Source organism: Ensifer adhaerens, assembly GCF_000697965.2.
Lineage (GTDB): Bacteria > Pseudomonadota > Alphaproteobacteria > Rhizobiales > Rhizobiaceae > Ensifer > Ensifer adhaerens.
Map to the genome: position 1 here is coordinate 1,145,692 of NZ_CP015880.1, position 13,352 is coordinate 1,159,043.

General features: G+C 59.8%; 9 protein-coding genes. 8 read left to right on the top strand and 1 reads right to left on the bottom strand.

Annotated features, from left to right (window positions below; all coding sequences use genetic code 11):
* The first annotated feature begins 198 nt into the window (after positions 1 to 198).
* The 6 genes from rplK to rpoC all read left to right on the top strand — a co-directional run bounded on the left by rplK (position 199) and on the right by rpoC (position 11,415).
* Entirely contained in the window at positions 199 to 630 is a 432-nt protein-coding gene (gene rplK / locus FA04_RS05445) for a 50S ribosomal protein L11 (RefSeq protein ID WP_034795479.1), read from the top strand.
* A 4-nt stretch (positions 631 to 634) separates the two neighbouring features.
* Positions 635 to 1,333 (top strand): 50S ribosomal protein L1, encoded by a 699-nt coding sequence (gene rplA / locus FA04_RS05450; RefSeq protein WP_034795482.1) that lies wholly within the window; start codon positions 635 to 637, stop codon positions 1,331 to 1,333.
* Positions 1,334 to 1,663: 330 nt separating this feature from the next.
* Entirely contained in the window at positions 1,664 to 2,182 is a 519-nt protein-coding gene (gene rplJ, locus FA04_RS05455; RefSeq protein ID WP_034795485.1) for a 50S ribosomal protein L10, read from the top strand.
* Between the two features lie 58 nt (positions 2,183 to 2,240).
* Positions 2,241 to 2,618, top strand: coding sequence for a 50S ribosomal protein L7/L12 (gene rplL / locus FA04_RS05460; protein ID WP_034795489.1), 378 nt, complete (start codon positions 2,241 to 2,243; stop codon positions 2,616 to 2,618).
* A gap of 267 nt (positions 2,619 to 2,885) precedes the next feature.
* Positions 2,886 to 7,025 (top strand): DNA-directed RNA polymerase subunit beta, encoded by a 4,140-nt coding sequence (gene rpoB, locus FA04_RS05465; protein WP_034795492.1) that lies wholly within the window; start codon positions 2,886 to 2,888, stop codon positions 7,023 to 7,025.
* Positions 7,026 to 7,209: 184 nt separating this feature from the next.
* Positions 7,210 to 11,415 carry a DNA-directed RNA polymerase subunit beta' gene (gene rpoC, locus FA04_RS05470; RefSeq protein ID WP_034795495.1) on the top strand — a complete coding sequence of 1,402 codons (4,206 nt, stop codon included), beginning with the start codon at positions 7,210 to 7,212 and terminating at the stop codon, positions 11,413 to 11,415.
* A 123-nt stretch (positions 11,416 to 11,538) separates the two neighbouring features.
* Here the strand turns inward: rpoC and FA04_RS05475 are convergent, their stop codons facing one another.
* Positions 11,539 to 11,835, bottom strand: a complete 297-nt coding sequence (locus tag FA04_RS05475) for a hypothetical protein (protein WP_034795498.1) — start codon at positions 11,833 to 11,835, stop codon at positions 11,539 to 11,541.
* Positions 11,836 to 12,402: 567 nt separating this feature from the next.
* On the opposite strand from FA04_RS05475, the gene rpsL reads away from it, so the two are divergent.
* Positions 12,403 to 12,774 carry a 30S ribosomal protein S12 gene (gene rpsL, locus FA04_RS05480; protein ID WP_003507760.1) on the top strand — a complete coding sequence of 124 codons (372 nt, stop codon included), beginning with the start codon at positions 12,403 to 12,405 and terminating at the stop codon, positions 12,772 to 12,774.
* Positions 12,775 to 12,851: 77 nt separating this feature from the next.
* The gene (gene rpsG, locus FA04_RS05485; protein WP_034795512.1) at positions 12,852 to 13,322 is read left to right on the top strand and encodes a 30S ribosomal protein S7; all 471 of its coding nucleotides are present in this window, start codon (positions 12,852 to 12,854) and stop codon (positions 13,320 to 13,322) included.
* Positions 13,323 to 13,352: the final 30 nt, after the last annotated feature.

Sequence of the window (13,352 nt, forward strand, 5' to 3'; positions counted from 1 at the left end):
AAAGGATAGGGTGGGTTTAGGCCCATTCTGGCGGAGAAATCCGCATGCGCGTGGAAGGATGCCGGCCTTAGCCGGGTCGGATGTTCCGTACCACGCAACCGCAGCCGCCGGCCATCGAGGTCGGCAAGAGCCGGGTAACTGGCATAACAGGTCCTTGGAGCGATCCGTCGCGAGGGGATTTTAGAAAGGCAGAGAGAAATGGCTAAGAAAGTTGCAGGCCAGCTCAAGCTGCAGGTGAAGGCTGGGGCGGCCAATCCGTCTCCGCCGATCGGTCCTGCGCTCGGTCAGCGTGGCATTAACATCATGGAATTCTGCAAGGCGTTCAATGCCGCCACGCAGGAAATGGAAAAGGGTATGCCGATCCCGGTCGTCATCACCTATTACCAGGACAAGTCCTTCACCTTCGTCATGAAGCAGCCGCCGGTCAGCTACTTCCTGAAGAAGGAAGCAAAGATCCAGTCCGGCTCGAAGACCCCCGGCAAGGGCGGTTCGGCTGGCAAGCTCACCAAGGCTCAGATCAAGTCGATCGCCGAAGCCAAGATGAAGGATCTCAATGCCGCCGATATCGAAGGCGCAATGGCCATGATCGAGGGCTCTGCCCGCGCTATGGGCCTGGAAGTGGTAGGCTAAGACCATGGCGAAGATTGCAAAGCGAGTACAGAAGTCCCGCGAGGGCGTTGACCCGACGAAGATCTACGGTCTTACCGAAGCCGTCTCGATGGTCAAGGAACGCGCAACTGCCAAGTTCGACGAAACCGTCGAAGTTGCGATGAACCTCGGCGTTGACCCGCGCCACGCTGACCAGATGGTCCGCGGCGTTGTCAACCTGCCGAACGGCACCGGCCGCTCGGTTCGCGTCGCCGTTTTCGCACGTGGCGCCAAGGCTGACGAAGCCAAGGCTGCTGGTGCTGACGTCGTTGGCGCAGAAGAGCTTGTCGAAATCGTCCAGGGCGGCAAGATCGATTTCGATCGCTGCATCGCCACCCCGGACATGATGCCGCTCGTCGGTCGCCTCGGTAAGGTTCTCGGCCCGCGTGGCATGATGCCGAACCCGAAGGTTGGCACGGTTACGATGGATGTCGCTGGTGCCGTCAAGGCTTCCAAGGGCGGCGCCGTTGAGTTCCGCGTCGAGAAGGCCGGTATCGTTCACGCTGGCATCGGCAAGGCGTCCTTCGACGCCAAGGCACTGGAAGAAAACATCCGTGCTTTCGCTGACGCCGTGATCAAGGCAAAGCCGACCGGCGCCAAGGGCAACTACGTCAAGCGCGTCGCGATTTCGTCGACCATGGGCCCGGGCCTCAAGATCGACCCGGCCACGCTCAGCGTCGCCTAAAGAATTTTCGGGCTTCGGCCCGGGAAAGAGTTTCCGGCCCTTCGGGGCCGGAAATCCGGATTTCGATCCGGAACTCCTGTCCGAGATTGCGGGTGGTTATACCTTAATCACTTCGGCCTGCATGAGACGGGTAAGATCTGAATTTCGCCATGACGCCGGAGGCGTCGAAATTCGGTTCGAACCTCGCTTGCCTTGTGTCAGACCCGGCTCTTCCGGGAACGCCAAGGGACAGGATCCTTAAGCGTTATCAGGGATCGAGCTCGATCTCGGGTGACAAAGGCAAACCCGATGGGGCTGCATTATTGCAACCCTGTCTACTGGAGACAGACAGTGGAAAGAGCGGAAAAACGCGAATTCGTCACGGAGCTGAACGAAGTCTTCAAGGCTTCCGGTTCGGTTGTCGTGGCCCACTATGCTGGTGTCACAGTTGCGCAGATGAACGACTTCCGTTCGAAGATGCGCGCTGCTGGCGGCACCGTCAAAGTCGCGAAAAACCGCCTGGCCAAGATCGCTCTTCAGGGCACCGAGTCGGAAGGGATGACCAATCTCTTCAAGGGTCAGACGCTGATCGCATACAGCGAAGACCCGATCACGGCTCCTAAGGTTGTCATGGATTTCGCCAAGACCAACGACAAGCTCGTTGTTCTCGGTGGCGCCATGGGCACGACCACGCTCAACGCCGAAGCAGTCAAGTCGCTTGCGACCCTGCCTTCGCTCGACGAGCTGCGCGCAAAGCTGCTGGGCCTTCTCAATGCCCCGGCAACCCGCGTCGCAACGGTTGTTCAGGCACCGGCAAGCCAGCTTGCTCGCGTGTTCTCGGCCTATGCCAAGAAGGACGAAGCCGCCTAAGGCGGATTTTCGCTGTTGTATTTAAAACCAGTTCGAACCGAACAAAAGGAAAAGTAAAATGGCTGATCTCGCAAAGATCGTTGAAGACCTCTCCTCGCTGACCGTTCTGGAAGCTGCTGAGCTTTCCAAGCTGCTCGAAGAGAAGTGGGGCGTTTCGGCTGCTGCTCCGGTAGCTGTCGCTGCTGCTGGCGGCGCTGCTGCTCCGGCTGCTGCTGAAGAAGAAAAGACCGAGTTTGACGTTATCCTCGTTGACGCTGGCGCCAACAAGATCAACGTCATCAAGGAAGTTCGCGGCATCACCGGCCTCGGCCTCAAGGAAGCCAAGGACCTGGTCGAAGGCGCTCCGAAGCCGGTTAAGGAAGCAGTTTCCAAGGCTGAAGCTGCTGACCTCAAGAAGAAGCTCGAAGACGCTGGCGCCAAGGTTGACGTCAAGTAATTCGGCTACATGCAAGGGGAGGTGGCCTTTTCAGGCCGCCTCTCTTTGACCGTTTTTAGAACATATTACCCAAAAGCCTGTCGAAAAACGGCTTTTGGGTAATGGGTTCTTCAAGAGGATGGTCTCGAACGGAAGGCAGCACAGCAATCCGCGCTGAGCGTTTTTCGTTGGTTGGACGAGATTGAACTACTCATTGATTGACGGGGTCGACTGGCCATCGGTTCCCGTCCGTTGCAGGCCCGGATGCAAGATTGACAAGGAGCGACGATGGCTCAGACCCTTTCGTTTAACGGTCGCAGGCGCGTACGCAAGTTTTTTGGTAAAATTCCAGAAGTCGCAGAAATGCCGAACCTCATCGAGGTTCAAAAGGCATCCTACGACCAGTTTCTGATGGTTGAAGAGCCCAAGGGCGGTCGCCCTGATGAAGGGCTCCAAGCTGTTTTCAAGTCCGTTTTCCCGATCAAGGACTTCTCGGGCGCATCGATGCTTGAATTCGTTTCGTACGAATTCGAGCCGCCGAAGTTCGACGTCGAAGAATGCCGTCAGCGCGATCTGACCTACGCAGCGCCGCTCAAGGTGACGCTGCGCCTCATCGTGTTCGATATCGACGAGGATACCGGCGCGAAGTCGATCAAGGACATCAAGGAACAGAACGTCTACATGGGCGACATGCCGCTCATGACCGACAACGGTACCTTCATCGTCAACGGCACCGAGCGCGTCATCGTTTCGCAGATGCACCGTTCGCCGGGCGTGTTCTTCGACCACGACAAGGGCAAGAGCCACTCGTCGGGCAAGCTGCTGTTTGCGGCCCGTGTCATTCCTTACCGCGGTTCCTGGCTCGACATCGAGTTCGATGCCAAGGATATCGTTCATGCCCGTATCGACCGTCGCCGCAAGATTCCGGTGACGTCGCTGCTGATGGCGCTCGGAATGGACGGCGAGGAAATCCTCGACACCTTCTACACGAAGTCGCTCTACCAGCGCGACGGCGAAGGCTGGCGCGTGCCGTTCCAGCCGGACGCCCTTAAGGGCCAGAAGGCCATCACCGAGATGGTCGACGCCGACACCGGCGAAGTCGTTGTCGAAGCTGGCAAGAAGCTGACCCCGCGTCTGCTGCGCCAGCTGCAGGAAAAGGGCCTGAAGGCGCTCAAGGCGACCAATGATGACCTCTACGGCAACTACCTTGCCGAAGACGTCGTCAACTACAGCACCGGCGAGATCTATCTCGAAGCCGGCGACGAAATCGACGAGAAGACCCTTCCGGTCATCCTCTCGGCTGGTTTCGACGAGATCCCGGTTCTCGACATCGACCACATCAATGTAGGCGCCTACATCCGCAACACGCTGACCGTAGACAAGAACGAGAACCGTCAGGACGCCCTGTTCGACATCTACCGCGTCATGCGTCCGGGTGAACCGCCGACCATGGATTCCGCGGAAGCCATGTTCAACACGCTGTTCTTCGATGCCGAGCGCTACGACCTTTCGGCCGTCGGTCGCGTCAAGATGAACATGCGTCTCGACCTCGAAGTTGCCGACACCGTGCGCATCCTGCGCAAGGAAGACATCCTGGCTGTCGTCAAGATGCTCGTCGAGCTGCGTGACGGCAAGGGCGAGATCGACGACATCGACAACCTCGGCAACCGCCGTGTTCGTTCGGTCGGCGAGCTCATGGAGAACCAGTACCGTCTCGGCCTGCTCCGCATGGAGCGCGCGATCAAGGAACGCATGTCCTCGATCGAAATCGACACGGTCATGCCGCAGGACCTGATCAACGCGAAGCCGGCTGCGGCCGCCGTTCGCGAGTTCTTCGGCTCCTCGCAGCTGTCGCAGTTCATGGACCAGGTGAACCCGCTTTCGGAAATCACCCACAAGCGCCGTCTTTCGGCTCTTGGCCCGGGTGGTCTGACCCGCGAGCGCGCCGGCTTCGAAGTCCGCGACGTTCACCCGACCCACTACGGCCGTATTTGCCCGATCGAAACGCCGGAAGGCCCGAACATCGGTCTGATCAACTCGCTTGCAACCTTTGCCCGCGTCAACAAGTACGGCTTCATCGAAAGCCCGTACCGCAAGATCGTTGACGGCAAGGTGACGAACGACGTCGTCTATCTCTCCGCAATGGAAGAGGCGAAGTACCACGTTGCCCAGGCAAACTCGGTTCTCGAGAACGATGGCTCGTTCGCTGAAGAGTTCGTTGTTTGCCGTCACGCCGGCGAAGTTATGCTGGCGCCGCGCGACAACATCAACCTGATGGACGTTTCGCCGAAGCAGCTCGTTTCGGTCGCAGCGGCGCTCATCCCGTTCCTCGAGAACGACGACGCCAACCGCGCACTGATGGGCTCGAACATGCAGCGTCAGGCCGTGCCGCTGCTGCGCGCCGAAGCACCGTTCGTCGGTACCGGCATGGAGCCGGTCGTTGCCCGTGACTCCGGCGCTGCTATTGCAGCCCGTCGTGGCGGTGTCGTCGACCAGGTTGACGCGACGCGTATCGTTATCCGCGCCACCGAAGACCTCGATCCGTCGAAGTCGGGCGTCGATATCTACCGTCTGCAGAAGTTCCAGCGCTCGAACCAGAACACCTGCGTCAACCAGCGCCCGCTGGTCACCGTCGGTGACATCCTGAACAAGGGTGACATCATCGCTGACGGTCCGTCGACCGACCTCGGTGACCTGGCTCTCGGCCGCAACGCGCTCGTCGCGTTCATGCCGTGGAACGGCTACAACTACGAAGACTCGATCCTGCTCTCCGAGCGGATCGTGCGCGACGACGTGTTCACCTCCATCCACATCGAAGAATTCGAAGTGATGGCGCGTGACACCAAGCTGGGTCCGGAAGAAATCACCCGCGACATTCCGAACGTTTCGGAAGAAGCGCTGCGCAACCTTGACGAAGCCGGTATCGTTTATATCGGTGCAGAGGTTCAGCCGGGTGACATCCTCGTCGGCAAGATCACGCCGAAGGGCGAAAGCCCGATGACGCCGGAAGAAAAGCTTCTGCGCGCCATCTTCGGTGAAAAGGCCTCCGACGTTCGCGACACCTCGATGCGCATGCCCCCGGGCACCTTCGGTACCGTCGTCGAAGTTCGCGTCTTCAACCGCCACGGCGTTGAGAAGGACGAGCGCGCGATGGCGATCGAGCGCGAGGAAATCGAACGCCTCGCCAAGGACCGCGACGACGAACAGGCGATCCTGGACCGCAACGTCTACGCCCGTCTCGTCGACATGCTGCGTGGCCACACGGCCGTTGCCGGCCCGAAGGGCTTCAAGAAGGGCACCGAGCTTTCGAACCTCGTCGTCAGCGAATACCCCCGCTCGCAGTGGTGGATGTTCGCCGTCGAAGACGAAAAGGCTCAGGGCGAGATCGAAGCTCTGCGCGCCCAGTACGACGAATCCAAGTCGCGCCTCGAACAGCGCTTCATGGACAAGGTCGAGAAGGTCCAGCGCGGCGACGAAATGCCTCCGGGCGTCATGAAGATGGTCAAGGTCTTCGTCGCTGTGAAGCGCAAGATCCAGCCGGGTGACAAGATGGCCGGCCGTCACGGCAACAAGGGCGTTGTGTCGCGTATCGTACCGATCGAAGACATGCCGTTCCTGGAAGACGGCACGCATGTCGACGTCGTTCTGAACCCGCTCGGCGTGCCTTCGCGCATGAACGTCGGCCAGATCCTCGAAACCCACCTTGGCTGGGCTTGCGCCGGCATGGGTCAGAAGATCGGCGCGATGCTCGACGCCTACAAGGCAGGTGCCGATATCCAGCCGCTGCGCGACACCATCGACAGCGTCATCGGGTCGGGCCCGAAGGGTGAGCCGATCAAGCAGTACGACGACGAGTCGATCGTGCGCCTGGCCGAGCAGACCCGTCGCGGCGTTTCGATCGCAACGCCGGTCTTCGACGGTGCTGTCGAAGCCGACGTCAACGAGATGCTGGAGCAGGCAGGTCTGAAGGTGACCGGTCAGTCGACGCTCTATGACGGCCGTACCGGCGATCAGTTCGACCGCCAGGTGACCGTGGGCTACATCTACATGTTGAAGCTCAACCACCTGGTCGACGACAAGATCCACGCCCGTTCGATCGGTCCGTACTCGCTCGTCACCCAGCAGCCGCTCGGTGGTAAGGCGCAGTTCGGCGGTCAGCGCTTCGGGGAAATGGAGGTCTGGGCGCTCGAAGCGTACGGCGCCGCCTACACCCTGCAGGAAATGCTGACGGTCAAGTCGGACGACGTTGCCGGTCGTACGAAGGTCTACGAAGCGATCGTCCGTGGCGACGATACCTTCGAAGCGGGCATTCCGGAGAGCTTCAACGTTCTCGTCAAGGAAATGCGCTCGCTGGGCCTTTCGGTCGAGCTCGAAAACTCGAAGGTCGACGAGGCTGGCGCGGCGCAGTTGCCCGACGCAGCCGAGTAAAGAGACCCAAGGTGCGTGCCGCTCATGCGGCGCGCACCGTTTCCGCCGGGAGACGCTGACGTCTCCGGCAGGAACGAAGCCGCAGCCAATGCGGTTTTAGCTGTTTATGGGGCAGGGGCCGGCGCCCGGGATTTGTCGGCACCCTCGCCAAGCTCAGGGCGTAAAGCCCGTAAAGGAGACAGGCATGAACCAAGAGGTCATGAATCTTTTCAATCCGCAGGTGCCTGCACAGACCTTCGATTCCATTCGGATTTCGATCGCCTCGCCGGAGAAGATTCTTTCCTGGTCTTACGGTGAGATCAAGAAGCCGGAGACGATCAACTACCGCACGTTCAAGCCGGAACGCGACGGTCTGTTCTGCGCGCGCATCTTTGGACCGATCAAGGACTACGAGTGCCTGTGCGGCAAGTACAAGCGCATGAAGTACAAGGGCATCATCTGCGAAAAGTGCGGCGTCGAAGTGACGTTGTCGCGCGTTCGCCGTGAGCGCATGGGCCACATCGAGCTCGCCGCTCCCGTTGCCCACATCTGGTTCCTGAAGTCGCTGCCGAGCCGCATTTCGACGCTGCTCGACATGACGCTGAAGGATGTCGAGCGCGTTCTGTACTTCGAAAACTACATCGTCACCGAGCCGGGTCTGACGTCGCTGAAGGAAAACCAGCTCCTCAGCGAAGAAGACTACATGCTCGCCGTCGACGAGTTCGGCGAAGACCAGTTCACCGCCATGATCGGCGCCGAAGCGATCTACGAAATGCTCGCTTCAATGAACCTGGAAAAGATCGCCGGCGACCTGCGCGCCGAGCTCGCTGAGACGACCTCGGATCTGAAGCAGAAGAAGCTGATGAAGCGGCTGAAGATCGTCGAGAACTTCATGGATTCCGGCAACCGCCCGGAATGGATGATCATGAAGGTCGTTCCGGTGATCCCCCCGGATCTGCGTCCGCTCGTGCCGCTCGACGGCGGCCGTTTCGCGACCTCGGATCTGAACGATCTCTATCGCCGCGTCATCAACCGTAACAACCGTCTGAAGCGCCTGATCGAACTGCGCGCCCCGGGCATCATCATCCGCAACGAAAAGCGCATGCTGCAGGAATCTGTCGATGCGTTGTTCGACAACGGCCGTCGTGGCCGCGTCATCACCGGCGCCAACAAGCGTCCGCTGAAGTCGCTGTCCGACATGCTCAAGGGCAAGCAGGGCCGCTTCCGTCAGAACCTGCTCGGCAAGCGCGTCGACTATTCCGGCCGTTCGGTCATCGTGACCGGCCCGGAGCTGAAGCTGCACCAGTGCGGCCTGCCGAAGAAGATGGCGCTCGAGCTGTTCAAGCCGTTCATCTACGCGCGTCTTGACGCCAAGGGCTTCTCGTCCACCGTCAAGCAGGCAAAGAAGCTCGTCGAAAAGGAAAAGCCGGAAGTCTGGGATATCCTCGACGAGGTCATCCGCGAGCACCCGGTTCTCCTGAACCGTGCGCCGACGCTGCACCGCCTGGGCATCCAGGCCTTCGAACCGACCCTGGTCGAAGGCAAGGCGATCCAGCTGCACCCGCTCGTCTGCACGGCCTTCAACGCCGACTTCGACGGTGACCAGATGGCCGTTCACGTGCCGCTGTCGCTCGAAGCTCAGCTCGAAGCCCGCGTGCTGATGATGTCGACCAACAACATTCTGCACCCGGCAAACGGCGCGCCGATCATCGTTCCGTCGCAGGACATGGTTCTCGGTCTCTACTACTTGTCGATCCTGAACCAGAACGAGCCGGGCGAAGGCATGGCGTTCTCGGACATGGGCGAGTTGCACCACGCGCTCGAAACCAAGGCCGTGACGCTGCACGCCAAGATCCGTGGCCGCTTCAAGACCGTCGACGCCGAGGGCAACCCGGTTTCGAAGATCTATGAAACCACGCCTGGCCGCATGATCATCGGCGAGCTGCTGCCGCGCAACGTCAACGTGCCGTTCGATACCTGCAACCAGGAAATGACCAAGAAGAACATCTCCAAGATGATCGACACGGTCTACCGTCATTGCGGCCAGAAGGACACGGTCATCTTCTGCGACCGCATCATGCAGCTCGGCTTCGCCCATGCCTGCCGCGCCGGCATTTCGTTCGGCAAGGACGACATGGTCATCCCGGACACCAAGGTGAAGATCGTCGGCGACACTGAAGCGCTCGTGAAGGAATACGAGCAGCAGTACAATGACGGCCTCATCACCCAAGGCGAAAAGTACAACAAGGTTGTCGACGCCTGGGGCAAGGCGACGGAAAAGGTCGCCGAAGAAATGATGGCCCGCATCAAGGCGGTCGAGTTCGACGACAATGGTCGCCAGAAGCCGATGAACTCGATCTACATGATGTCGCACTCGGGTGCTCGTGGTTCTCCGAACCAGATGCGCCAGCTGGGCGGTATGCGTGGCCTCATGGCCAAGCCGTCGGGCGAAATCATCGAGACGCCAATCATCTCGAACTTCAAGGAAGGCCTGACCGTTAACGAGTACTTCAACTCGACCCACGGTGCCCGTAAGGGTCTGGCAGACACTGCCTTGAAAACCGCGAACTCCGGTTACCTGACCCGCCGTCTCGTCGACGTCGCGCAGGATTGCATCGTCAACTCCGTCGATTGCGGCACCGACAAGGGCCTCACCATGACGGCGATCGTCGATGCCGGTCAGGTCGTGGCTTCGCTTGGCGCTCGTATTCTCGGTCGTACGGCTTTGGACGACATCGATCACCCGGTCACGGGCGCTCGCATCGTCGACGCCGGCCGGATGATCCTTGAACCGGATGTCATCGAGATCGAGAAGGCTGGTATTCAGTCGATCCGCATCCGCTCGGCGCTGACCTGCGAAATCCAGACGGGCGTTTGCGGCGTCTGCTACGGCCGCGACCTGGCTCGTGGTACGCCGGTCAACATGGGCGAAGCGGTTGGCGTTATCGCCGCACAGTCGATCGGTGAACCGGGCACCCAGCTCACCATGCGTACCTTCCACTTGGGTGGTACGGCGACCGTGGTTGACCAGTCGTTCCTCGAAGCGTCCTACGAAGGTACGGTTCAGATCAAGAACCGCAACATGCTGCGCAACTCTGACGGCGTTCTCGTCGCCATGGGTCGTAACATGGCCGTCCAGATCCTGGATGAACGTGGCGTCGAGCGGTCCTCGCAGCGCGTTGCCTACGGTTCGAAGATCCTCGTCGACGACGGCGACAAGGTGAAGCGCGGTCAGCGTCTCGCCGAATGGGACCCCTACACCCGTCCGATGATGACGGAAGTGGAAGGTACCGTTCACTTCGAAGACGTCGTCGACGGCATCTCGGTTCTGGAAGCGACCGACGAGTCCACCGGCATCACCAAGCGTCAGGTTATCGATTGGCGTTCGACGCCGCGCGGTACGGACCTGAAGCCGGCGATCGTCATCAAGGACAAGAACGGCGCAGTCATGAAGCTGTCGCGTGGTGGCGACGCCCGCTTCATGCTTTCGGTTGACGCCATTCTGTCGGTCGAACCGGGCACGAAGGTTTCGCAGGGTGACGTGCTTGCACGTTCGCCGCTCGAAAGCGCCAAGACCAAGGACATCACCGGTGGTCTGCCGCGCGTTGCCGAACTGTTCGAAGCACGTCGTCCGAAGGATCACGCCATCATCGCTGAGATCGATGGTACGATCCGCTTCGGCCGCGACTACAAGAACAAGCGTCGCGTTCTGATCGAGCCGGCGGAAGACGGTGTCGAGCCGGTCGAATACCTGATCCCGAAGGGCAAGCCCTTCCATCTTCAGGATGGCGACTACATCGAAAAGGGCGACTACATCCTCGACGGCAACCCGGCGCCGCACGACATCCTGGCGATCAAGGGCGTGGAAGCACTTGCTTCCTACCTGGTCAACGAAATCCAGGAAGTCTACCGACTGCAGGGCGTTGTCATCAACGACAAGCACATCGAGGTGATCGTCCGTCAGATGCTGCAGAAGGTTGAAATCACCGACGCCGGTGACTCGACCTACATCGTCGGCGACAACGTCGATCGCATCGAGCTCGAAGACGTCAATGACGGCCTGATCGAACAGGGCAAGAAGCCGGCTTACGGCGATCCGGTCCTGCTCGGCATCACCAAGGCCTCGCTGCAGACGCCGTCGTTCATCTCGGCAGCGTCGTTCCAGGAGACCACGAAGGTCCTGACGGAAGCCGCAATCGCCGGCAAGACCGACGGCCTGCAGGGTCTGAAGGAAAACGTCATCGTCGGCCGTCTGATCCCGGCCGGTACCGGCGGCACGATGACCCAGATCCGTCGCATCGCAACCGCGCGCGACGAAATGATCCTGGAAGAGCGTCGTCGCGGCACCGGTGCAGACGTGGCAACGCCGATGCTCGCCGATCTCGCAAGCGAGAACGCGGCAGCCGAATAATGGGGGAGGGCGTGTTCGCCCTCCAACCTCACAAAATAAGAAGCCGCCGAGAGCGATCTCGGCGGCTTCTTCTTTTGCAAATACGGTCTTGGGAGCTGGTGCGATGGGCGGTCTTGCAGCGTCTCAGCTGAAGCGGATGATCGCGACTTCGCCTTCGAGCGCACCCTGATAGGCGGACGCGTGCGGCTCTTCGCTCGGAACGTCGGTCAATGTGCCGATCTGGTCCAGGTCGGCCTCGAGAAAACCTTCTTCTGCAAGCGCGTTGAGCGCTTCGCGTACCGCGGTATCGTCGTCGGGCGCCTTCAGCATTACGTGAATGTCCACGCCGTCCTCGTCGCCGTCGGTCTCGTAGGCCTTGCCGATGATGATGAACACCATCGGCTCGTCCGGGGCATTGTCGTTGTCTGGGGTGACGGCCATTTTGTTTCCTTTCGAATGGGTTTGGTGCGACCTTAGCTTCCTTTTTGAATCAGCGCGATGGAAATGCAATGCCGCGCGGACGCTTCCGTTGAGAGCGAGTCGATCATCGTGGAAAACCCCCACAAAGTGGTTGCCGATTCCTTAATCCCGTCAGACACTCCGGGCACAGAAGGGCAGATGAGGCGGGCGCCAGGCGCCAAACCATGTGCAAAAGCCTTGTTTTTCAGGCATGCCGGGCGAACGCGTCCGGGAATATTTCTTAATTGCCCTTGACTGTTCGCCTTGAAATCAGTACACCCCGCCGCATCGGAGCCCATGTGAGGCTGGCTGGTTCGGAACGTCGCGTTCTGAAGTTCGCCTCAAACAAGGTTCGAAACGCACGCTGACGACTACAATGCTGCACGCACGACGCACGAAATAGTGCGTCCTCTGCTTTATTTGGGGCCATCTGCGGAAAAGGCGGATCGGCCCTTGTTTTGCGCATTTCATGAGGCGTTCGAAACTGCCGGCGACGGCAACGATCCGCCCGCAAGGGTAATGTGACAAGATTTTGCAAGGGATGGGTATATGCCTACCGTAAACCAGCTGATCCGTAAGCCTCGTCAGGCACAGGTAAAGCGCAACAAGGTTCCTGCTCTGCAGGAAAACCCGCAGAAGCGTGGCGTTTGCACCCGCGTTTACACGACGACCCCGAAGAAGCCGAACTCGGCTCTGCGTAAGGTTGCCAAGATTCGTCTGACGAACGGCTTCGAAGTCATCGGCTACATTCCGGGTGAAGGCCACAACCTTCAGGAACACTCGGTCGTGATGATCCGTGGCGGCCGCGTTAAGGACCTTCCGGGTGTTCGTTATCACATCATCCGCGGTGTTCTCGATACCCAGGGCGTCAAGAACCGCAAGCAGCGCCGTTCGAAGTACGGTGCGAAGCGTCCGAAGTAATTCGGTTTTGAAAATCCCGGCGCTGCGCGAGGTCCTCCGCGTGGTAGAGCGCTAAATAGTTTGAAGAGACGAGAAGTATGTCCAGACGTCATAGAGCAGAAAAGCGTGAGATCAACCCGGATCCGAAGTTCGGTGATCTGGTTGTCACGAAGTTCATGAATGCGATCATGCTGCACGGCAAGAAGTCGGTCGCTGAAACCATCGTTTACGGTGCGTTCGATGCGGTTCAGGCCAAGCTGAAGCAGGAGCCGATCGCTGTATTCCATTCCGCGCTCGACAACATCGCGCCGCACGTTGAAGTGCGTTCGCGTCGCGTTGGTGGTGCAACCTACCAGGTTCCGGTCGACGTTCGTCCGGAGCGTCGCCAGGCTCTCGCCATCCGTTGGCTGATCACGGCTGCACGCAAGCGCAACGAAACGACCATGGTTGATCGCCTCTGCGGCGAACTCATGGACGCAGCGAACAACCGTGGTAGCGCCGTGAAGAAGCGCGAAGACACGCACAAGATGGCTGATGCCAACCGTGCGTTCTCGCACTATCGCTGGTAATTCTGGCGCGAACGTCTCAAGAGGCAGTCC

Bases quoted from the DNA above. Each gene is read 5' to 3' on its own strand.
- FA04_RS05475 (WP_034795498.1), bottom strand. From the start codon at position 11,835: ATGGCCGTCACCCCAGACAACGACAATGCCCCGGACGAGCCGATGGTG.
- rplK (WP_034795479.1), top strand. From the start codon at position 199: ATGGCTAAGAAAGTTGCAGGCCAGCTCAAGCTGCAGGTGAAGGCTGGG.
- rplL (WP_034795489.1), top strand. From the start codon at position 2,241: ATGGCTGATCTCGCAAAGATCGTTGAAGACCTCTCCTCGCTGACCGTT.
- rpsL (WP_003507760.1), top strand. From the start codon at position 12,403: ATGCCTACCGTAAACCAGCTGATCCGTAAGCCTCGTCAGGCACAGGTA.
- rpoC (WP_034795495.1), top strand. From the start codon at position 7,210: ATGAACCAAGAGGTCATGAATCTTTTCAATCCGCAGGTGCCTGCACAG.
- rplA (WP_034795482.1), top strand. From the start codon at position 635: ATGGCGAAGATTGCAAAGCGAGTACAGAAGTCCCGCGAGGGCGTTGAC.
- rpsG (WP_034795512.1), top strand. From the start codon at position 12,852: ATGTCCAGACGTCATAGAGCAGAAAAGCGTGAGATCAACCCGGATCCG.
- rpoB (WP_034795492.1), top strand. From the start codon at position 2,886: ATGGCTCAGACCCTTTCGTTTAACGGTCGCAGGCGCGTACGCAAGTTT.